Annotated in this window: 17 protein-coding genes, 1 tRNA gene and 1 pseudogene; 14 read left to right on the top strand and 5 right to left on the bottom strand. The window is 67.8% G+C overall.

Annotation, left to right across the window (positions count from 1 at the left end; all coding sequences use genetic code 11):
- Nucleotides 1-27 precede the first annotated feature (27 nt).
- Nucleotides 28-1,656: an acyl-CoA dehydrogenase family protein gene (locus H5395_RS09190; protein WP_182792264.1), complete on the bottom strand. Its 1,629-nt coding sequence runs from the start codon at nucleotides 1,654-1,656 to the stop codon at nucleotides 28-30.
- Nucleotides 1,657-1,779: 123 nt separating this feature from the next.
- Here H5395_RS09190 and H5395_RS09185 point away from each other — a divergent pair, with 123 nt between their 5' ends.
- The 4 genes from H5395_RS09185 to H5395_RS09170 are packed head-to-tail and all read left to right on the top strand — an operon-like array spanning nucleotide 1,780 to nucleotide 4,644.
- On the top strand, nucleotides 1,780-2,610 hold the full coding sequence (locus tag H5395_RS09185; RefSeq protein WP_370576420.1) for a sulfite exporter TauE/SafE family protein: 831 nt from the start codon (nucleotides 1,780-1,782) through the stop codon (nucleotides 2,608-2,610).
- Complete coding sequence (gene dapE / locus H5395_RS09180; protein ID WP_182792263.1) at nucleotides 2,607-3,743, top strand: succinyl-diaminopimelate desuccinylase; 1,137 nt, start codon at nucleotides 2,607-2,609, stop codon at nucleotides 3,741-3,743. Before H5395_RS09185 ends, dapE begins: the two co-directional genes overlap by 4 nt.
- Nucleotides 3,740-4,153, top strand: a complete 414-nt coding sequence (locus H5395_RS09175; protein ID WP_182792262.1) for a GNAT family N-acetyltransferase — start codon at nucleotides 3,740-3,742, stop codon at nucleotides 4,151-4,153. Before dapE ends, H5395_RS09175 begins: the two co-directional genes overlap by 4 nt.
- Nucleotides 4,150-4,644 carry a hypothetical protein gene (locus tag H5395_RS09170; RefSeq protein WP_182792261.1) on the top strand — a complete coding sequence of 165 codons (495 nt, stop codon included), beginning with the start codon at nucleotides 4,150-4,152 and terminating at the stop codon, nucleotides 4,642-4,644. Before H5395_RS09175 ends, H5395_RS09170 begins: the two co-directional genes overlap by 4 nt.
- Before the next feature lie 70 nt (nucleotides 4,645-4,714).
- Here H5395_RS09170 and H5395_RS09165 read toward each other — a convergent pair whose 3' ends face one another.
- A complete protein-coding gene (locus H5395_RS09165; RefSeq protein ID WP_182792260.1) occupies nucleotides 4,715-6,826 on the bottom strand; it encodes an OmpA family protein in 2,112 nt (703 codons plus the stop codon).
- Nucleotides 6,827-7,090: 264 nt separating this feature from the next.
- Between H5395_RS09165 and infA the strand changes: the two genes are divergently transcribed.
- From infA to H5395_RS09140, 5 genes are all read left to right on the top strand, one after another.
- The gene (gene infA / locus H5395_RS09160; RefSeq protein WP_036716789.1) at nucleotides 7,091-7,309 is read left to right on the top strand and encodes a translation initiation factor IF-1; all 219 of its coding nucleotides are present in this window, start codon (nucleotides 7,091-7,093) and stop codon (nucleotides 7,307-7,309) included.
- On the top strand, nucleotides 7,293-7,907 hold the full coding sequence (locus H5395_RS09155) for a nucleoside triphosphate pyrophosphatase (protein ID WP_182792299.1): 615 nt from the start codon (nucleotides 7,293-7,295) through the stop codon (nucleotides 7,905-7,907). Before infA ends, H5395_RS09155 begins: the two co-directional genes overlap by 17 nt.
- Nucleotides 7,904-8,965 carry a ribonuclease E/G gene (locus H5395_RS09150; RefSeq protein WP_182792259.1) on the top strand — a complete coding sequence of 354 codons (1,062 nt, stop codon included), beginning with the start codon at nucleotides 7,904-7,906 and terminating at the stop codon, nucleotides 8,963-8,965. The genes H5395_RS09155 and H5395_RS09150 overlap by 4 nt, the downstream gene beginning before the upstream one ends.
- Entirely contained in the window at nucleotides 8,962-9,120 is a 159-nt protein-coding gene (locus H5395_RS09145) for a DNA gyrase inhibitor YacG (protein ID WP_182792258.1), read from the top strand. The genes H5395_RS09150 and H5395_RS09145 overlap by 4 nt, the downstream gene beginning before the upstream one ends.
- Nucleotides 9,121-9,190: 70 nt before the next feature.
- Nucleotides 9,191-9,266, top strand: a tRNA-Phe gene (locus tag H5395_RS09140).
- A gap of 848 nt (nucleotides 9,267-10,114) precedes the next feature.
- Here H5395_RS09140 and H5395_RS19335 read toward each other — a convergent pair.
- Entirely contained in the window at nucleotides 10,115-12,112 is a 1,998-nt protein-coding gene (locus H5395_RS19335) for a calcium-binding protein (RefSeq protein ID WP_182792257.1), read from the bottom strand.
- Nucleotides 12,113-12,448: 336 nt separating this feature from the next.
- Entirely contained in the window at nucleotides 12,449-14,821 is a 2,373-nt protein-coding gene (locus H5395_RS09130; protein ID WP_182792256.1) for a transketolase, read from the bottom strand.
- 113 nt (nucleotides 14,822-14,934) lie between these two features.
- Between H5395_RS09130 and H5395_RS09125 the strand changes: the two genes are divergently transcribed.
- Nucleotides 14,935-15,402, top strand: coding sequence for an Lrp/AsnC family transcriptional regulator (locus tag H5395_RS09125; protein WP_182792255.1), 468 nt, complete (start codon nucleotides 14,935-14,937; stop codon nucleotides 15,400-15,402).
- A 164-nt stretch (nucleotides 15,403-15,566) separates the two neighbouring features.
- Here H5395_RS09125 and H5395_RS09120 read toward each other — a convergent pair.
- Nucleotides 15,567-16,102, bottom strand: a pseudogene (locus H5395_RS09120) (aldehyde dehydrogenase family protein).
- Nucleotides 16,103-16,177: 75 nt separating this feature from the next.
- Between H5395_RS09120 and H5395_RS09115 the strand changes: the two are divergent.
- From H5395_RS09115 to H5395_RS09100, 4 genes are all read left to right on the top strand, one after another.
- On the top strand, nucleotides 16,178-16,684 hold the full coding sequence (locus H5395_RS09115; RefSeq protein WP_182792254.1) for a hypothetical protein: 507 nt from the start codon (nucleotides 16,178-16,180) through the stop codon (nucleotides 16,682-16,684).
- A gap of 407 nt (nucleotides 16,685-17,091) precedes the next feature.
- Entirely contained in the window at nucleotides 17,092-18,039 is a 948-nt protein-coding gene (locus tag H5395_RS09110) for a glycosyltransferase (RefSeq protein WP_182792253.1), read from the top strand.
- A 10-nt stretch (nucleotides 18,040-18,049) separates the two neighbouring features.
- Nucleotides 18,050-18,697: an acylneuraminate cytidylyltransferase family protein gene (locus H5395_RS09105; RefSeq protein WP_370576419.1), complete on the top strand. Its 648-nt coding sequence runs from the start codon at nucleotides 18,050-18,052 to the stop codon at nucleotides 18,695-18,697.
- A gap of 12 nt (nucleotides 18,698-18,709) precedes the next feature.
- Nucleotides 18,710-19,639 carry a phosphoglycerate dehydrogenase gene (locus H5395_RS09100; protein WP_182792252.1) on the top strand — a complete coding sequence of 310 codons (930 nt, stop codon included), beginning with the start codon at nucleotides 18,710-18,712 and terminating at the stop codon, nucleotides 19,637-19,639.
- The last annotated feature ends 17 nt before the right edge of the window (nucleotides 19,640-19,656 follow it).

Below are 19,656 nucleotides of genomic sequence, written 5' to 3'. Positions count from 1 at the left end.
CGCCCGTGCCATTCGCGCAACGGCGGCTTACCCCAGCAGGCGCCGGGCGATGACCTGCGCCTGGATCTCGGCTGCGCCCTCGAAGATGTTGAGGATGCGGGCGTCGCAGAGAACCCGGCTGATCGTGTATTCCAGCGCAAAGCCGTTGCCGCCGTGGATCTGCAGCGCATTGTCGGCGGCGGCCCAGGCGACGCGGGCGCCCAGCAGCTTGGCCATCCCGGCCTCAAGGTCGCAGCGCTTGTCGTGGTCCTTCTGCCAGGCGGAATGATAGGTGAGTTGCCGCGCGATCATGATTTCCACGGCGGTCAGGGCCAGCTTGTCGGCGACACGGGGGAACTCGATCAGGGCCTTGCCGAACTGCTTGCGGTCGATGGCATATTGCATCCCAAGTTCCAGCGCCGACTGCGCCACGCCGATGGCGCGGGCCGCTGTCTGGATCCGGGCGGATTCGAAGGTCTGCATGAGCTGCTTGAAGCCCTGGCCCGGCTGGCCGCCCAGCAGGTTGTCGGCCTTGACCTTGAAGCCGTCGAAGCCGAGTTCGTATTCCTTCATTCCGCGGTAGCCCAGCACCTCGATCTCGCCGCCGGTCATGCCGGGGGTGGGGAAGGGGTTCTCGTCGGTGCCGGGGGTCTTCTCGGCCAAGAACATCGAGAGGCCGCGCCAGTCGGTGGTGTCGGGCTCGGTCCGCGCCAGCAGCGTCATCACATGGGTGCGGGCGGCATGGGTGATCCAGGTCTTGTTGCCGGTGATCTCCCAGCCGTCCCCGGTGCGGGTGGCGCGGGTGCGCAAAGACCCAAGGTCCGAGCCGGTGTTGGGCTCGGTGAAGACGGCGGTGGGCAGGATTTCCCCGCTGGCGATCTTGGGCAGCCATTGTTCCTTCTGCTCGGGCGTGCCGCCGACGAGGATCAGTTCGGCCGCAATCTCTGAACGCGTGCCCAGCGAACCCACGCCGATATAGCCGCGCGAGAGTTCTTCCGAGACGACGACCATCGAGGCTTTCGAGAGGCCGAGGCCGCCGAACTCCTCGGGGATGGTCAGGCCGAAGACGCCGAGTTCGGCCAGTTCCTCGATGATCTCCATGGGGATCAGTTCGTCGCGCAGGTGCCAGCCGTGGGCGTTGGGGATCACCCGGTCCTCGGCATAGCGGCGGAACTGGTCGCGGATCATTTCCAGATCCTCGTCAAGGCCGGTGGCCCCGACCGTCGCGCGGCCGGCGTTGTCCCGCATCAGGGCGACCAGCCGGGCGCGGGCCTGAGGGCTGTTGCCGCCCATCGCCGCGCGGGCCGCGTCCGAGGGCTGCCATTCGACGCCGAGGTCCGAAAGCCGGGCGAACTCTGTCTGGCTCATCGGAATGCCGCCGGTGATCTGCGTCAGGTATTCGCCGAAGCCGACCTGCAGGATCAGGGCCTCGATCTCTCCGAAGCTTTCGCCCAGCCGCTCGGCCCAGGCGGAAAGCTGCCTCAGCGATTCCACATAGGTCGCGAGCCATGACAGCGCGTGCGCCGCGTGCTGTTCGGTTTCCAAGGCGGCCGCGTCGATCTTGCCGCCTCCAACGCGCGCCCGCAGCGACTCGGTCGCACGGGAAAGAAGCGCGTCCAGTTCGGGAAGGATGGCCTGCGCGTCGGCAGGGGTCAGGGCGGCGCGGGCGTCGAGCATGGGGCTGTTCCTGCAAGAATGGAGCTTGCCTTGCTGCTAACCCTTTCGCAGTTGCAGCGCAACTATGCTGCGCAGAAGCATGGCTTGGCGCAGCATAGTTTCCCCCGTTTAACGGCCTTGACCATGGCGACGGCAGGTCCAGCCCGTGCCCCCTTGCCGCCGTCCGGCCATGCGGGCAGTTTCGCCGCCATGTTCGGCCTCGATCCCCATCTCGTCCTTCTTGCGGCAACGGCCACGCTGGTGGCGGGCCTTGTCAAGGGGGCGATCGGATTCGCCATGCCGATGATCCTGATGTCGGCGCTGGGATCGTTCCTGCCTGCGCCCGTGGCGCTGGCGCTGTCGATCCTGCCGATGCTGGTGACGAACGTGCAGCAAGCGACGCGGCAGGGCATCGGCGCGGCGATGACATCCGTCCGCGCCTTCCGCTGGCATATCGGGGCGCTGGTGCTGTTCATCTTCGTCTCGGCGCCCTTCGCCCGCATCCTGCCGCAGCCCGTCATGTATCTGGCGCTGGGAGTCCCGATCCTGGGCTTCGCGCTGTGGCAGCTTTCCGGTCGCCCCATGGCGCTGCCCGTCCATCACCACCGCCGGGCCGAGATCCTCAGCGGGGTCGTCGGCGGACTTTACGGCGGAATCTCGGGCATCTGGGGGCCGCCGCTGATCGTCTATCTGCTGTCCATCGGGGTGTCCAAGCTGGACCAGATCCGGGTGCAGGGGGTGGTCTTCCTGGTCGGCGCGGTCGCGCTGGCGCTGGCGCATCTGGGTTCGGGCGTGCTGAACGCGCAGACGCTGCCGCTGTCGGCGCTGATGGTGGTGCCGGCGGTGATCGGGATGCAGATGGGCTTCTGGCTGCAGGACCGGCTGGATCTGGCGCAGTTCCGCCGCTGGACGCTGCTGCTGCTGGCGCTGACCTCGCTGAACCTGATCCGCCGCGGCATTGAGGTGATGGGATGACCGACGCCGCCCTGCTGACCGCCCGCCTGATCCGCCGCCCCTCGGTCACGCCCGACGCGGGACCGGCGCTGGACCTGCTGCAATCGGTGCTGGAGACTGCGGGCTTCGAGTGCCACCGGATCGACCGGAACGGCGTCCCGAACCTGTTTTCCCGCTGGGGGGCGAAGGACGCCCGCAGCTTCGGCTTCAACGGCCATGTGGACGTGGTGCCGCCCGGCGATCCGGCAAGCTGGACGCATCCGCCGTTTTCCGGCGCGCTGGTGGACGGCATGATCTGGGGCCGGGGCGCGACCGACATGAAGTCGGGGGTCGCGGCCTTCGTCGCGGCGGCGATGGATTTCGTGACCGGGACGCCCCCCGACGGCGCGGTGATCCTGACCGTCACCGGCGACGAGGAAGGTCCGTCCCGCGACGGCACCCGCGCGATCCTGGACTGGATGCGCGATGCCGGCGAGCGCATGGATGTCTGCATCGTGGGCGAGCCCTCGAACCCCGAGGCGATGGGCGAGATGATCAAGATCGGCCGCCGCGGCAGCCTGACCGCGCATCTCACCGCTGTGGGGCGGCAGGGCCACGCGGCCTATCCGCATCGTGCGCTGAACCCGCTGCATGCGCTGGTGCGGCTGCTGGGGGAACTGACGGCGCATCCGCTGGATCGGGGGACCGCGCATTTCGACCCCTCGGGGCTGCAGGTCACAACCATCGACTGCGGCAACCCGGCCTCGAACGTCATCCCCGAACGGGCCACTGCGACCGTCAACATCCGCTTCAACGACGCCCATTCCGGCGACAGCCTGACCGCCATGCTGCGCGAACGCGCGACGGCGGTGGAGGCCGAAACCGGCGTCCGCATGGGCATCGAGGTCACGGTCAGCGGCGAGTCCTTCGTGACCAAGCCCGGCCCCTTCGTCGATCTGGTGGCGGGCGTCGTCACCGGGCATACGGGGCGCGTCCCGGTGCTGTCCACCTCGGGCGGCACCTCGGACGCGCGCTTCATCAAGGACCACTGTCCCGTGGTCGAGTTCGGCCTTGTCGGCGCCTTCATGCATCAGGTGGACGAGCGCGTCCCGGTGGAGCAGGTCCACCAGCTCAAGGCCATCTACCAGTCCATCCTGCAGCGGTATTTCGAATGAAGATCTGTGTCACCGACGATATCCCCGCCTGCTTCGCCATCCGGCGCCGCGTCTTCATCGAGGAGCAGAACGTCCCCGAAGAGATCGAACTGGACGAACATGACGCCACTGCCGTGCATCTGCTGGCGACGCAGGACGAGCGGCCTGTGGGAACTGCCCGCCTGCTGATCGACGGCGGGACGGCCAAGATCGGCCGGGTGGCGCTGCTGCCCGAGGCGCGTGGAACCGGCGCAGGGGCGGCGCTGATGCGCGCGGCGCTGGATGAACTCCGCGCGCGGGGCGTCAGGACGGCGAAGCTGGGGGCGCAGACCTACGCCATTGGCTTCTACGAAAAGCTGGGCTTCGCGGCTTACGGCCCCGAATACGACGACGCCGGCATCCCCCACCGGGACATGAGCCTGACGCTGTGATCCGCCCCGAACTGGTCGCCCGCTTCAAGCCATGGCGCGAGGTGGCAGCAGCGGTGCTGACCGGCCTTGCCGGGATCTGGATCTTTTCGCTGGGCGGGCTGCTGCTGCAGCCGCTCGGGGGCGCGATCCTGGCTTTCGCGATTCTCTGGGGTTGGGGCGCCTGGCGCCGCCGCCGCTTCGCGGTCGAGATCGCCGCGCCCGGTCTGGTCGAGATCGAGGAGGGCGCGATCCGCTACTATGGCGCAAGGGCGCTGGGCGGAGAGGTTGCGCTGCGCGATCTGAGCCAGATCCGCCTGATCCGGCTTGAGGGCCACGCGCATTGGCGGCTGAAAACCCGCACCGGAGAGGCGCTGCTAATCCCGATCAAGGCGGCAGGTGCGGCGGCGCTTGCCGATGCCTTCGCCGCGCTGCCGGGGTTTGACCTCAGCGCCGCCTCGGCGGCGCTGGCGGCAAACGACGCCTTCCGCACTGTATGGCAGCGGCCCGACTGACACATGGAAAGAGGCCGGGGAACTTCCCCGGCCTCTGGTTTCAGGCTTGTGGGCGGGGAGGCAACCCCCCTCAGTTCCGCGCCAGCAAGTCGGTGATCCGGCGGACGGCGGCGCGGCGGTTGGCGCGGATGTCGCCTTCCTGCGGCACCTTCAGGAACTGCTCGCCATAGCCCTGCACGACCATGTTTTCCGGCGGGACGCCAAAGAACTCGGTCAGGGCCAGCGCGACGGATTCCGCCCGGCGGTCGGACAAGGCAAGGTTCATCGCGTCGGCGCCGACGGTGTCGGTGTGCCCTTCGATCATGTAGATCTCGGCCGGGTTGCGGCGGATGCTTTCGGCGATGACGCGCCCCAGGGTGGAGAGGGCCTGCGCCTGGTCCGGCTTGATCGCGGCCGAACCGGTGTCAAAGGTGATCGCCTGCACCTCGACCGGCGCGACCAGCGCCCGCACCTCGGGGATGTTGCGGATCTGGCCCAGGGTGAAGGTCCGGCCAACCTGCGTTTCACGCCGCAGCGCCTCGCGCAGCGCATCCTCGGACAACTGCTGGCCGGGCGCGACCGTGATCGGGCGGGCGGGCGGCGGCAGGTTGGCTACGTCCACCGGCGCGACGGCGGCGGTTTCGTCGATCAGCGCGGTGGTGGTGCCGTCGGGCTGCACCAGCGTCCGGCGCAGCACGCGCAGGTCGGCATCGCGGATCGTCACCACCTGGCTGCCATCCTCGCGGCTGACGATGGTGCGGGTCGAGCCGTCGGCGTATTCCTCGGTCTGCACGGTCGAGCCGGGGCGCAGCAGCAGGGCGTTGTCGTCCTTGAGGATCTCCTGGCTGCCATCGGGGCGCGTCACCACGACGCGGTCGCCGGTGTTCAGCGCCACCTGCCGGTCGTTCGACAGAAGCTGGCCCACGGCAAGCCCCGCCAGCGCCGGAAGAACCGCCTGCCGCAGCACCTGTTCCAGATTGCTGCGGTCGTCATCGTCATCCCCGTCCCGTGCAGCGGCGGCGGACCGGGTGTCCTGATCAGCCCCAGCCTCTGCCGAGGTGCCTTGCTGCGCGGCGTCCTGCTGCGCCGCGCCGCCGACAACTGGAGCCCCGCTTGCCCGCAACTCGCCGCGCAGGTCCGTCTGGAAGTCCTCGGTGGCGCTGCGGGAGGTTTCGTCCGTCACCTCGCGCGTCTCGCTGGACGTGACCGGTGCCGCCGATTCAGCAAGGGCCGCCGCCGCGGGGGGCGTGCCGCCAGCCGCGGCCTCACGCGAGATGTCGGTCGTGGGGGCCTCGGCCTCGGGCACCTCGCGCGCTTCGACAAGCTCACCTTCCGGGGAAGGCTCGCCCGTATTGGAATCCGCCTCGCTGTCACCCGGCGCAGCGATGGCGGTTGTCGCATCCGCTGCGTTGTCGCCGGTTGCGGGGGCGCTGGCGTCGGATGCGGTCCCGGCTGCGTCGGCTTCGGACTCGCCTTCCTCGGCCAGCGCACGCGCAAGGTCCGCTTCGCCCGGCATCCCGCCGTCTGTCGTGGCCTCCGCGGCTTCCGTGTCAACGGTGGCCTCTGCAGCATCATTGGCCGAGGCCTCGGGTTCATCGGTCGTCTGCGCTTCCGGCTCGGTTGTCGTTTCCACTGCGACCGGCGCAGGCGCCTCGGGGACGGGTTCCGGTGCCGCTTCGGCCTGAGGCTCTGCCGCGGGTTCGGCTTGCGGTGCGGCTGGTTCAGCCTCGGGCTCGGCCGAGGCTGCGTCGGGTTGGGCGTCAGCGGCAGGTTCCGGCGCAGGTTCGGTCTCCGGCTCGGCGGCCTCGACCGGCTCTGGCCGGGCCTCCGCTTCCGGCTGGGCTTCCGGCACAACGGCCTCGGGTGCCATCATCGCATCGCCGGTCTCCTCGGCTGCGGGCTCAGCCGCGGCTTCGGCCTCTGCCGCAGTCTCCTCGGCCTCCCCGGCAGGCGCTTCCGCAGAGGCTGCCTCGGCTTCCGTCTGGGCGGTTTCCTCTGCCGCTTCAACGGCCTCCCCGGATGCGCCCGCGCCCTCAGGGGCCTCTGACGGCACCTCCGGCGGGTTGCCCGTTTCGGCTTGCGCCATGACCAGCGAGGCCGGCTTCTCCTCGATCAGCGCCGTCTGCGCGACGGTGAAATGGGGCAGGGCGACGCTCAGCCCCAGCGCCAGTGCGGTCGTGTTGCGGAGGGTTCTACGCGGCATGTCAGGTCCTTCATCGGGCGCGGCATCGCCGCGCAATGCTGCCCGCCTTGCGCGGGTCGTCCTGCAGTGAACCGCAAAACTCCGGTTGCGTTCCCCCCACGTCTGCGTGACACCGGCCAAAGGGACGTGAACGCCGCGTGAACGGCGGCAAGGCGGCATCAAGCCGCATGCGGCCCGATTCACACGGCTTTCCTCTTGAAAACAGCGGGACTTGACGGCATATCGCCGGGGTCCGCTTTGCGCGGTCTTCCTACAGGAGAGAACATGGCCAAGGAAGAGATGCTCGAATTCCCCGGCGTCGTGAAGGAACTCCTGCCCAATGCGACGTTCAAGGTCGAGCTCGAAAACGGCCATGAGATCATCGCGCATATGGCAGGCAAGATGCGGAAGAACCGCATCCGGGTTCTGGCCGGCGACAAGGTGCAGGTGGAAATGAACACCTATGACCTGACCAAGGGGCGGATCAATTACCGCTTCAAGTAAGGCCGTTCCGCGATTCGTTCTGGCCTCGGCCAGCCCGCGCCGGCTGGAACTGCTGGCGCAGATCGGCATCGCGCCCGATGCCATCATCCCCGCCGACATCGACGAGACGCCCCGGAAGGACGAGACGCCGCGCGCCTATGTGGCCCGCATGGCCGCCGAGAAGGCCGCCGCCGTTTCGGCGGTCGAGGATGGCGTGGTGCTGGCCGCCGACACCACCGTGGTCGCCGGCCGCCGCATCCTCGGCAAGCCCGCCGACGAGGACGAGGCCACGGCCTTCCTGCGGCTGCTGTCCGGCCGCCGCCACCGGGTGCTGACCGCCGTCACCGTAGAGGCCGGGGGCCGCGCCCGGCACCGGCTGGTGGAAGCCACCCTGCGGATGCGCCAGCTTTCCGCCGCCGAGATCGCGGATTACGTCGCCGGCGGCGACTGGCGCGGCAAGGCCGGGGGCTACGGCATCCAGGGGCCTGCCGGCGCCTTCGTGCCGTGGATGCAGGGCTCGTTCACTGCTGTCGTCGGCCTGCCGCTGTCGGAAACCGCCATGCTGCTTGCGGCCTGCGGGATCGTTCCGGGCCACGCCCCCGATGGAGTTGCCAGATGAAGGGACGCCAGGTCGTTCTGGGCCAGCAATGGGGCCGCGAGGCCGCCGCCCTGATGGTCGATGGCCGGGTCGAGGATCTGCTGTTCGACCTTTCCGCCCTGACCACCCTGCCGCCGGGCGCGATCTGCCGCGCTGTGGTGGACCGGCTGGTCAAGGGGCAGGGCGGCGTCTTCGTCCGCCTGCCGGAAGGCGAGCGCGGCTTTCTGCGCGATGCGCGCGGCCTGTCCGAAGGGCAGGTGCTGATCGTGCAGGTGACGGGGGCGCCCGACGACGGCAAGGCCATCCCGGTCAGCCAGCGCGTCCTGTTCCGCGGCCAGACGGCCATCGCGACTCCGGGTGCGCCGGGCGTGAATGTCTCGCGCCGCATCCGTGACGAGGAACGACGGGCCCGGCTGGTGGCGCTTGGCTCTGCGGCGCTGGAGGGGGGAGCGGAAAGCCTGGGCCTCGTGATGCGAAGCGCTGCTGCCGGTGCCGAGGACGAGGAAATCGCCGACGAGCTGTCCCAGATTGTCACGCTGGCGACCGCGGTGATGAGCGACACCCAGGGCCGTCCCGAACTGCTGGTCGATGCCGAACTGCCCTGGCGCGCCGCCTGGATCGACTGGGCCGATCCCCCGCCCGACGATGTGGACGACAGCGACGACGCCTTTGACAGTCATGGCGTCACTGCCGCGATCGACGCCCTGCTGGACCCGGAGCTTGACCTGCCCGGCGGCGGCTTCGCGGTGATCGAGGCGACCCGGGCGCTGGTCGCCGTGGACGTGAACACCGGCCGCGACACCTCGCCGGCCGCGGCGCTCAAGGCCAATATCGCGCTGGCCCGCGACCTGCCGCGGCAGTTGCGGCTGCGGGGCCTGGGCGGGCAAGTGGTGATCGACTTCGCCCCCATGCCGAAACGCGACCGCGGCACGCTGGAACAGGTGCTGCGCGCCGCCTTCAAGGCCGAGGGCACGGAAACCACGCTGGTCGGATGGACCGCGATGGGTCTTTACGAGTTGAACCGCAAGCGCGACCGTGTTCCCCTGGTCGCCGTCGCCCTTGCGGGAGAAGACGAATGACCTGCCCCATCTGCGGCAAGCCCGCGGTGCCGGACTATCGCCCCTTCTGTTCCAAGCGCTGCGCGGATGTGGATCTCGCACGCTGGCTGCGCGGCGACTATGCCATCCCCGGCGAGCCTGCGGGCGACATCCCACGCCCGGGGAACGAGGATTGATTTTCGCTCTGGACAGCCGATCCCGGCTTGTCTAGGAACGCTGCACCCGCGGGCAGGACGCCCGGCAAGGGCCCGGATAGCTCAGTTGGTAGAGCAGCGGATTGAAAATCCGCGTGTCGGCGGTTCAAATCCGTCTCCGGGCACCATTTCATCTTTAAAATCTACTGGTTTGGCCAAGCGGCTACTTTCGCGTGTCTTGCGTATTCACGTGACATGCACACAGGCGGCACGGAAATATTGTGGGCTCTTGTCCGCTTGGACAGGTTCAGGGTTCGCCCCTGTCGGCCTATCCAGAGCAGGCTATCCAGATGCCGGTTTCCATGTCTCGATTACTGATTCTCTGCGCGGCGCTGGACGCTGCTATGGCCTTCACTGCTTCGGCCGCGACGGCCCACGGTGGCGGGTGCCAAAAGTCGTCCCCGCCGGGCCAGTGCTGCCATATGGACAAGAAGGCGGGCGAGGTTCACTGCCACTGATGCGACTGCCTGTGCGCAGGAATTGCATTGTGGCCTTGTCCCCCAAGTTGTGGTTGCGTTCACTTGGTCGGGCGGGCTGTCTCTGGTGACTGATGCCGCAATTCTGCCTTGGTCATGGGGCTGTGAGCCCCATCATCACGGCTAGAAGCATCAGGCTGCACGCGGTAAGCTGGCTGGCGCAAGTCACCAACAAGCCGATCCGACCCGGCACGATGGTGGCGCGGGTATGAGGATGTGAGTGGCTGATCCGCAACCTGGTGCGAAGGGAAAATCATGCCGGGGTCGGTAGCGCGCGCAATGGCCGCAAGGCCCGCATGACTGCGGCACACGCTGGTGCTGATGGTCTCGTTCAAGCCCGACAGCCAAGGCAAGAAGTTCGGATTGCATCTGTCCCGAGTTCTGCAGGAGGTTTCCGGGATCCGCCTCTGAATCAGGTTTGTCCCGGCGAAGATCGTGCCCTTGCAGCGCTACGCCTCTGGAATGGGCATTTCGGCGCCTGATCGGTCAGCAGCGGCAGATCACCAGATGAAATCGTCCGACCCCAGGGCCACAAGCCGGGTCCAGTCGATCCTGAGCGCGTCATCGCCGTGGCGGAAGGTGACATGGCCGCCTTCCTGCCGCAGATGGCCGCGCACATCGGCCCAGTTGTCCAGCCCCGCAAAGCTGCGCAGGTCGATCCGGTCCTGCGTGGGATCGAAGTTGCGGATGGTGTCCAGACCGTCGTTGAAGATGAACAGGTCGGCGCCCGGACCACCCCGCAGCATGTCATTGCCGGCGCCGCCGTCAAGCGTGTCGCTGCCCGCCTCGGCCGCGAGGTCGTCGTTGCCCGTGCCGCCGCGCAGCAGGTCGTTGCCGGCGCCGCCGATGATGATGTCATGCCCGGCGCCGGAATCGATGGTGTCGTTGCCCTCCAAGCCATAGACCCGGTCGCCCCCGGCACCCGAGCCCACGCTGTCGTTGCCGGCGCCCGCGTTGACCGTGTCCGATCCCGCACCGCTTCGTACCGTGTCATTCCCGGTGCCGGCGTTGATGATGTTATGGCCGTCCCCGCCGTCGAGCAGATCGTTTCCTGCGTCACCCCACAGCAGGTCCTGGCCGGCCCCGCCTTCCAGCCGGTCATTGCCATCGCCGCCATGAAGCGTGTCGTTGCCTGCCCCGCCGTAAAGCGAATCGTTGCCGCGGTTCCCCTGCAGGACATCGTTGCCAGCGTTGCCGCGGATCACGTCATTGACATAAGTGCCCGCGATACGGTCGTTGCCCGCGCCCCCGTTCACCGCGGGCAGGGTCAGCGGGCGGACCACGCCCAGAACATCGGTGCTGTTCGCCTGGGAAAGCTCGGCGCTGAAGGAGGCGACGATCTGGCCGGCTCCGTTGACGAGGGCATTGCCGCCGGTCATCTCGAAATAAGGGTTCCCTTCGCTGAGCTGGAAGGACCCCGTGATCGCCTGCCCTCCGGTCCCGAATACCCTTCCCATCAGCAGACCGCCGTCGAACAGCCCGCCGATCGCGTCCCTGATATAGTGGAAATAGGTCACGAGCACCCGCCCGGCCCCGAGGTCCACGACATCCTGCAGGCTCTGGTTGCCGGCTTGGCGGTCCGAGTTCACCATCACCGGATTCGTGGCCCCGGTGCCGTTGGCGTTCAGCAGCCGGAAATAGACGTCATCGGCATGGACGTTGTTCGGCTCGTCGCGATGCCAGGCGGCGGCCCAGCGCCCGGTGCTCAGGCCCGCGAGTTCCGAATAGCTCTGGTCCAGGCCGAACTGCTCTTGGCTGTGGGGGACGACGGGCGCCACGACGCGCGCGGGACCAAGGGCCGAGCCATCGGGGCGATAAACCTGGGTCCAGATCGCATAGCCGTTCTGCCCATCCTGCGCCGTGCGCTGGTGCCAACTGACCGCATAGGTCCCGTTGGCGCCGGCGGCGATGGACGGGGCAAGATAATCCGCGCCCCGCCACGAGTTCACATAAACGGGGGCATTGTCCACCAGCAGCGTCGGGTTGCCCACCTGCGCGCCTGTGGGTCCGTGGCGATAGGCAAGAAGATCATAGCGGCCGCCGCCTTCGTCCCTTACGACCAGCGTGACCGACTGGCCGTTGGACAGGGTGGTGATGTCCGAAGCGTAATGGTCCTTGCTGACATTCGGCGTCAGTTGCCGCGCCGCCCCCCTGGGCGATCCGTCGGCGTCATAGAAGCGGATATAGCTGTCATAGAAGGCGTCCTCGTGCCCGTTGACCGCCGAAGCCCCCCGGCTTTCAAAGATGACCGCGAAGCTGCCGTCGTTGAAGGCAGTGGCGGCCGGTCCGCGCTGGATGTCGGCGGTCAGGTTGTTGACGCGGGCGGGGGCCGGGCTTCCCGCGCTCAGGTCCCCGTTCTGAAACCGCATGTAGACGCCGAATGAGGATTCCAGATTCAGATCGGTCCAGAGCGTCACAAGGACGCCGTTCTTCAACTGCAGCAGATAGGGATCTTCCTGCACGCTCCGCCGGTCGTTGGACAGGAAGTAGGTTGGCATCCCGGATGATCCTGAGAGAAGGGAAGGGGCAAAGGCATCGTGCCAGCGATCCCGAAGCCTGCCAAGTCACCAGTTCCATGCACGGCATGAAGATGCGCAAAGGCCGCGCATTGGCCCGCGCTCACCTTGGCGTCGTTCGTGGTCTTCGCACGCTTCGGTCAGGAGTTCATCGGAGCGGTCCTTTGCCCGCACTTCCGCGACAAGGCTTTCGCGCGGCATGACCCTCGCGGTCCCGGTTGGCGGGTTCTTTGCGGTGGAAGACGGGGCCACGGACCGGAAAGAACCACGCGATCCGCTGATGAGGCGCAATCGCGTGGTTGCTGACGGGCAGAGCGCTCAGGCCGCGCGGCCGGGGATGGGCCGGCCGGCGGTCAGGCCGGCGATCCGGCGGGCGATGGTCTCGGCGTCGATGCCGAAATGGCGGTAGAGGTCGCCGATGCTGCCGGTCTGGCCGAAATGTTCCACCCCCAAGGGGACCGTCCGGTGGCCCGCGACCGCCCCCAGCCAGGATAGCGTCGCCGGATGCCCGTCGATCACCGTGACCAGCGTGCAGTCGCGGGGCAGGGGCTGCAGCAGCGCCTCGGCATGGGACAGCGCGGCGGCATTGCCGCGCGCCCGCGCCCGCTGGGCGGCGGTCCAGCCCGCGTTCAGCCGGTCGGCCGAGGTCACGGCCAGCACGCCCACGTCGCGCCGCCCCTCGCCGATCATGCCGGCGGCGCGGATAGCCTCGGGCGCGACGGCACCCTGATAGGCGATCACCACGTCGCAGTTCGGCCCCGGCGGGCGCAGCCAGTAGGCGCCGTCGATGGCGCCCTGACGAAACGCCTCGTCATGGCGGCGGCCGGGCTGCTCGATGGGGTTTGTCGAAAGCCGCAGGTAGACCGAGCCGCCGGTCTGGTCGCGCAGCCAGGTTCGTTCGTCCGGATCACCTTCCCCGTCGCGCTGCAGATAGTCGAAGGCCCATTCCATGATGACGGCCAGTTCGTCGGCAAAGGCGGGCTCGAAGGCCGCCAGCCCGTCCTGGCTCATCCCGATCAGCGGCGTGCCGACCGATTGGTGCGCCCCCCCTTCCGGCGCCAGCGTCACGCCCGAGGGCGTGCCCGCGACGATGAAGCGGGCATCCTGGTAGCAGGCATAGTTCAGCGCATCCAACCCCCGGTTGACGAAGGGATCATAAAGCGTCCCCACCGGGATCAGCCGCCGCCCGAACAGCGAATGCGAGAGCCCCGCGGCGGCCAGCAGCAGGAACAGGTTCATCTCGGCAATGCCGAGTTCGATATGCTGGCCCTCGGGGGTGAAATCCCATTTCGCGGTGGACGGGATCTTCTCGGCCTGGAAGGTGTCGGCCAGCGGGTTGCGGGCGAAGAGCTTGCGCCGGTTGACGAAAGGCCCCAGGCCCGTGGTGCCGGTCACGTCAGGCGAGGTCGTCACCAGCCGCTCGGCCAGTGTGCTGTCGCCGCGCGCCAACTGGTCGAGGATCTTGCCGAAGGCGGTCTGGGTCGAGATCTCGCGGTCCACCGCAACCTCGATCCCCGGCACGGCGATGGTGTCGTCATGAAGCCGCCGCGTCCCCTTGGCGAAGAAGGGCACGCGGTCGAGGTAGGCCTGAAGGCCCTCCACGTCCTGGACGGTGGCGAAGCGGTCCCATTCCTGCCCCTGCGCCACGCCCATCTGCGCCTGCCACCCAGCCATCTGCGCCTTGGTCATCAGCCCGCCGTGGTTGTCCTTGTGGCCCGCGATCGGCGTGCCCCAGCCCTTGACCGTATAGGCAAGGAAGCAGGTCGGCCGGTCGTGGTCGATCGAGGCGAAGACCTCGGCCATCGTGTCCACGCAGTTGCCGCCCAGGTTCTCCATCAGCGCGGCGAGTTCGGCGTCGTCCCGCCGCCCGATCAGCGCCGAGACCTCGCCCTGGTCGCCCAGGTCGTCCATCAGCCGCGCCCGCCAGACCGCGCCGCCCTGATAGGTCAGCGCCGAATAAAGCTGGTTGGGGCAGGCGTCGATCCAGTGGCGCAGCGCCTCGCCCCCCGGCTCGGCAAAGGCCGCGCGCTGCAGGGCGCCGTATTTCACCCGCACCACGTCCCAGCCGAAGGCGCCGAAGATCGCCTCGATCCGGCTCCACAATCCTTCGCGCACCACCCCATCCAGCGACTGGCGGTTGTAGTCGATCACCCACCAGCAGTTGCGCAGGTCGTGCTTCCAGCCTTCCTGCAGGCATTCGTAGATGTTGCCCTCATCCAGTTCCGCGTCGCCCATCAGCGCGATCATCCGGCCCATCGGCTGGTCGCCCGCCCATGGCTTGGCGGCGACGTAATCCTGGATCAGCGAAGCGAAGGCCGTGACCGCCACCCCCAAGCCCACCGAGCCGGTCGAGAAATCCACGTCGTCCACGTCCTTGGTCCGTGACGGATAGGACTGCACCCCGCCGTATCCACGGAAATTCTCCATCCGCTCGCGGTCGAGGTTGCCCATCAGGTATTGCATCGCATGGAAGATGGGCGAGGCATGGGGCTTGACCGCCACCCGGTCCTGCGGCCGTAGCGCGGTGAAATACAGCGCCGTCAGGATCGACACCATGGACGCCGAGGACGCCTGGTGCCCGCCCACCTTGATCCCGTCCGCCTTGGGCCGGATGTGGTTGGCGTTGTGGATCATCCAGTGGGACAGCCACAACAGGCGCTGCTCGACGGTCTTCAGATGGGGGTTGGTCATGGTTCGCCTCCGCTTTGGCGCAGCATAGCGCAGGCGGGCGAGAGGAACCTTGCGATTTCAGCCGTCATGCGCTGGATTGCGGGGGGAAACGCGCGGCAAGGAATAGTTTTCGAGTGACATCCGCTCAACTTGATTCATTCGAGATCAGAATCCTCCGCCTGCTGCGGGAAAACGGGCGCATGCCGGTGCAGGACATCAGCGAGCGCGTGGGCCTAAGCCCCACCCCGGTCGCGCGCCGCATCCGGGCGCTGGAAAGCCGCGGCGTCATCACCGGCTATACCGCGCTGATCGACGAGGCGGCGCTTGGCTACGGCATCACGGTCTTCGTGTCGGTGCAGCTCGACCGGCAGATCGACCGGGCGCTGGAACAGTTCGAATCCGCCATCCGCAGCTTCCCCGAGGTCGTGGACTGCTGGCTGATGACCGGCAGCCGCGACTATCTGCTGCGGATCGTGACCGAGAGCCTGGCCACCTACGAGACCTTCCTGACCGCCCGGCTGACCAGGGTGCCGGGCGTGTCGAACATCGAAAGCTCGATCCCGATCCGGCGGGTGAAATCCGGGATCGCGCGGACGCCCTGATCCTGCCGGACCTGCCGGCGGCAGAGGCGCGAGAGAAAGCCTCGTCATTGCACCTGCGGCATCTCGATGCGGGGGGCGTCCCGACAGGCGCCATCAGGGCAACATTTCCCCGGTCCGAAACCGCACCTCGCATCAGCGGCCATTTGGCAGGGGACCTGCTGTCGTCACTCCGGCGAATAGCCGAAGGTCATCGCGGGGGTGGCGGATGTCTCGACCCAGACGCTTTTCGTCACCGAACAGGCCGCCAGCGCCTCGCGCCCCGAGAACCGACCGTAGCCGCTTTCGCGGAAGCCTCCGAAGGGCGACATCACGTTGATGGTCTTGCAGGAACTGATCCAGAACGTTCCGGCCCGCACCCTGGCCGCGACCCGGTGGGCGTGGCCGACATCCCGCGTCCAGACAGCGTCCGCGAGGACATAGGGGTGGCATTGGCCAGCGCGACCGCCTCGTCCTCGTCCCCGAAGGGGAGGGCGCCGATTACGGGACCGAAGACTTCTTCGGTGGCGATCTCCATGTCGGGGCGCAGGTCGTCGATGACGGTGGGGGCGTGGAAATAGCCGCGCGGGAAGGCCTGCGGCCTGCCGCCGCCGGTCACGATCCGCCCGCCCTCGTCCACGGCGCGGCGGACCATGGCCCGCACCTTCTTGGACTGGCGCAGGTTGTTGATCGGAGCCATCAGGGCCGTGCGGTCCAGCGGCATCCCCACCGGGATGCGCACGGTCGCCTCGGCATGGCGGCGGACGAACTCGGCCAATCCGCCGAAGGGAGAGAAGGCATGATCCGCGCCACCGACCTGCAGGATCTGGCCGAGGCTGTTGCCGATGAGGAACCGTCCAGCCCGGGCACCGGCGACAAGATGTCCATGCTGCTGGTCGCTGCCGTGGCGGGGCTGGCCGCGAACTGGGTGGCGACGGGAAGCTCGCCCCTTGAGGCGCTGCCGGAGATGCCGGTCCTGCTGGCTGCCTCGGCCGCCGGTCTCGTGCTGGCCCGCACCATCCGGATCGGGTTGCCGGCGGTGGCCTGGGTGTCGCTGCTGGCGGTTCTGGTCACCATTCCGGGCGTCCCCGGCGCGGCCTGGGTGGCCGAGGCCGTCGGCAGGCTGAACTTCCTGGCCTTGGCGGCGCCGGCGCTGGCCTGTGGCGGCCTGGCCCTGACCGCGCAGGAGTTCCGCACCGCGCGCATATCAGGCTGGAAGATCGTGATCGTCGCGATCTACGTGATGTTCGGAACCTATATCGGCTTGGTCCTGATCGCCGATCTCCCCTTGCGGGTGATGGGCTGAGGGTTTCCACGGCCGCCTGACAGAAGGATTGATGCCGCGGCACCTGCCGTCTGCAGTTGCTCCGGCCGGATCCACCGGCCAGGTGTCTGTGCCGCCTCGGGCAAGTGATCGCCGGGATGGCGAATGGCTGGCATGGCCCGCGCCGTGCCGGGGCACCCTTACGGTCACGACCATGCGGAACTTTCGCCAGACCTGACCATAGACGGCTTGGCGGTGCAGGACACGGCAACGGACCCTGACCTGCCTCGCAGGTCCGGCCGTCCTGAGGCTCTGACAGGCTCGGCGCGCTGCAGCGGACGCAATCGCTGACGGATCGGCAACACTCTGCGGATATGTGGGTTGTGAGGACTTGGTCTCCTGCAGTATCAGGCTGTACAAAAGGACAGGCCACAGGAAGGAAGGCGCGTATGCGTGCAAGCATCGTCATTCGCACCCTGAACGAAGCGCGCCATCTGGGCGACCTGTTGCAGATGATCGCGCGCCAGCGGACGGATGGAATCGAGATCGAGACCGTCCTGATCGATTCAGGCTCGACCGACGGCACGGTCGAGATCGCCCTTGCGCGGGGGGCGCGGGTCACGACGATCACCAAGGCCGAATTCTCGTTCGGACGCTCGCTGAACCGGGGCTGCAGCTTTGCGACCGGCGACATCCTCGTGCTGGTCTCGGGCCATTGCGTTCCGGTGGACGACCGCTGGCTGCAGAACCTGTGCCAGCCGCTGATCGACGGGCAGGCCAGCTACAGCTACGGCCGCCAGATCGGCGACGACGACAGCAACTACAGCGAACGGCGCATCTTCGCCAAGTACTACCCCGCCGTGTCGCAGATCCCGCAGCAGGGATTCTTCTGCAACAACGCCAACTCGGCGTTGCTGCGCAGCACCTGGGCCGCGCATCCCTTTGACGAGGAGCTGACCGGGCTGGAGGACATGGAGCTTGCCAAGCGCCTTGTCGCGGCAGGCCATCGCATCGCCTATGTCGCCGAGGCGCCCGTCTTCCACCATCACAAGGAAGACTGGCCGCAGGTCCGCCGCCGGTTCGAGCGCGAGGCGATCGCGCTGCGCTCGATCATGCCCGAGGTGCATCTGTCGCGGCTGGACGTGCTGCGCTGCGTCTTGGACAGCGCGCGGGGGGACTGGCGCTCGGCCCGGCGCAACGGCATCACCTCGACATCGAAGCTGGACATGCTGCGCTACCGCTGGAACCAGTATGTGGGTTCCTATGTCGGCAACCACGAACACAGGCTGCTTTCGCGGCAAGCCAAGCAGAAATATTTCTTCCCCGAAACGTCACAGAAAACGGATCAAGATGAGTGGCTCAAACCGGTGCGTCGCCCTTCTGCCCATGAAGGCTAACAGCCAGAGGGTGAAAGGCAAGAACTTCCGCCTGCTGCACGGCAAGCCGCTGTTTTCCTGGATCCTCGACACCCTGCTGGCGGTCGATGAGATCGACGAGGTCGTGATCAACACCGACGCCCGCCACATCCTGGCCGAGAACGGCCTGGTCGAAGGCGGGCGCGTCCGCATCCGCGACCGCAAGCCCGAGCTTTGCGGCGATACGGTGTCCATGAACCTGATCCTGGCCGATGACGTGGGTGCGGTCCAGGCGGACAGCTACCTGATGACGCACACGACCAATCCCATGCTGCGTCCCGAAACGGTCCGCGCCGCGCTGGCCGATTACCGTGCGGGCGTCGCATCGGGAGAGGCGGATTCCCTTTTCACCGTGAACAAGATCCAGACCCGCTTCTACCGCGAGGATGCGAGCCCGGTGAACCACGACCCCGACAACCTGATCCAGACGCAGGATCTGGAGCCGTGGTTCGAGGAGAACTCGAACCTTTACATCTTCTCGCGCGACAGCTTCGCCCGCACCAATGCCCGGATCGGGCGCAAGCCGCGGCTGTTCGTGATGGACAAGCTGGAATCGCTGGATATCGACACGCCCGAGGACTGGGCACTGACCGAGGCGGTGGCGGCCATGCGCCACAACACTGCCCCTGCGGTCGCCTGAAAGGAAGCATTGATGAAGGACGTTCTCGTGACCTGCCCCCCGATGCTGGGGCAGATCGACCGTTTCATGGATTACGCGGCCGGATGCGGACTGCGGCTGCACCCCGCGCAGGTGACGCAGACGTTGTCCGTCGAGGAACTGGTCGCGCTGCTTCCGGGCTATGACGGCTGGATCATCGGCGACGACCCGGCCAACCGCACGGTCTTTCAGGCCGCCCGCGGGGGGCGGCTGCGGGCGGCGGTCAAATGGGGGATCGGCGTGGACAATGTCGATTTCGACGCCTGCCGCGAGCTTGGCATTCCGATCACCAACACGCCCCAGATGTTCGGGGCCGAGGTAGCCGATGTCGCGACCGCCTTCACCATCGGGCTGGCCCGCCAGCTTTTCCTGATCGACCGCGGCGTGCGCGCGGGCGGCTGGCCCAAGCCCGCCGGCATCAGCCTGACCGGGCGCCGCGCGGCGGTGGTGGGCCTGGGCGACATCGGCCGCAACACCGTCACCCGGCTGCAGGCCCTGGGCCTGACCGTGACCGCCTATGATCCGGGGGTCGAGGGCGACGCCGGCATCCCCGGCCTCGTCCGCGCCGCCTGGCCCGAGGGGGTCGAGGATCAGGATTTCATCGTCTTCACCTGCGCCCTGAACCGCCACAACCACCACATGCTGAACGCCGAGGTGCTTGGCCGCTGCAAGGAGGGCGTGCGGATCGTGAACGTGGCCCGCGGCCCCCTGATCGACGAGGCGGCCCTGATCGCTGCGCTGCAATCGGGCCGCGTCCATTCCGCCGCGCTGGACGTCTTCGAGGTCGAGCCGCTGCCCGCCGACAGCCCCCTGCGTGACATGGAGCGGGTGATCCTGGGCACCCACAACGGCTCGAACACCATCGACGGCGTGATCCGCGCCAGCCACGCGGCGATCGATCATTTGGCTGGTTTTTTGGCCTGACGATCCAACTTGGCGGA

Source organism: Paracoccus sp. MC1854, assembly GCF_014164635.1.
Lineage (GTDB): Bacteria > Pseudomonadota > Alphaproteobacteria > Rhodobacterales > Rhodobacteraceae > Paracoccus.
The sequence above is the reverse complement of the archived record's forward strand: the minus strand, read 5'-3'. Positions and strand labels throughout refer to the sequence as shown.

Coding starts and splice junctions, on each gene's coding strand:
- H5395_RS09145 (WP_182792258.1), top strand. CDS start 8,962: ATGACCTGCCCCATCTGCGGCAAGCCCGCGGTGCCGGACTATCGCCCC.
- H5395_RS09185 (WP_370576420.1), top strand. CDS start 1,780: ATGGCGACGGCAGGTCCAGCCCGTGCCCCCTTGCCGCCGTCCGGCCAT.
- H5395_RS09115 (WP_182792254.1), top strand. CDS start 16,178: ATGATCCGCGCCACCGACCTGCAGGATCTGGCCGAGGCTGTTGCCGAT.
- dapE (WP_182792263.1), top strand. CDS start 2,607: ATGACCGACGCCGCCCTGCTGACCGCCCGCCTGATCCGCCGCCCCTCG.
- H5395_RS09150 (WP_182792259.1), top strand. CDS start 7,904: ATGAAGGGACGCCAGGTCGTTCTGGGCCAGCAATGGGGCCGCGAGGCC.
- H5395_RS09165 (WP_182792260.1), bottom strand. CDS start 6,826: ATGCCGCGTAGAACCCTCCGCAACACGACCGCACTGGCGCTGGGGCTG.
- H5395_RS09190 (WP_182792264.1), bottom strand. CDS start 1,656: ATGCTCGACGCCCGCGCCGCCCTGACCCCTGCCGACGCGCAGGCCATC.
- H5395_RS09100 (WP_182792252.1), top strand. CDS start 18,710: ATGAAGGACGTTCTCGTGACCTGCCCCCCGATGCTGGGGCAGATCGAC.
- H5395_RS19335 (WP_182792257.1), bottom strand. CDS start 12,112: ATGCCAACCTACTTCCTGTCCAACGACCGGCGGAGCGTGCAGGAAGAT.
- H5395_RS09110 (WP_182792253.1), top strand. CDS start 17,092: ATGCGTGCAAGCATCGTCATTCGCACCCTGAACGAAGCGCGCCATCTG.
- infA (WP_036716789.1), top strand. CDS start 7,091: ATGGCCAAGGAAGAGATGCTCGAATTCCCCGGCGTCGTGAAGGAACTC.
- H5395_RS09175 (WP_182792262.1), top strand. CDS start 3,740: ATGAAGATCTGTGTCACCGACGATATCCCCGCCTGCTTCGCCATCCGG.
- H5395_RS09130 (WP_182792256.1), bottom strand. CDS start 14,821: ATGACCAACCCCCATCTGAAGACCGTCGAGCAGCGCCTGTTGTGGCTG.